Source organism: Pseudoalteromonas sp. Angola-30 (assembly GCF_028599215.1).
GTDB classification, from domain to species: domain Bacteria; phylum Pseudomonadota; class Gammaproteobacteria; order Enterobacterales; family Alteromonadaceae; genus Pseudoalteromonas; species Pseudoalteromonas atlantica.
The window spans coordinates 1-255 of sequence record NZ_JAQREI010000094.1 but is presented as its reverse complement, the minus strand read 5'-3'; the positions used below and the strand labels follow the sequence as shown (position 1 = coordinate 255).

The following is a 255-nucleotide window of genomic DNA, read 5'->3' as shown; positions in this document are numbered from 1 at the left end:
AGCCCCCTTTGGTCCGTAGACATTATGCGGTATTAGCAGTCGTTTCCAACTGTTGTCCCCCACCTCAAGGCATGTTCCCAAGCATTACTCACCCGTCCGCCGCTCGTCAGCAAAGTAGCAAGCTACTCTCTGTTACCGCTCGACTTGCATGTGTTAGGCCTGCCGCCAGCGTTCAATCTGAGCCATGATCAAACTCTTCAATTAAAAAGTTTTGTGTCTTTCGACAGCTCAATGAATTCTGAATTTATTTAATAT

Annotated in this window: 1 rRNA gene; it reads right to left on the bottom strand. The window is 46.7% G+C overall.

The features are described from left to right. Nucleotides 1-204 (bottom strand): 16S ribosomal RNA (locus PSH54_RS20875); the annotation flags it as partial. Between the last annotated feature and the right edge of the window lie 51 nt (nucleotides 205-255).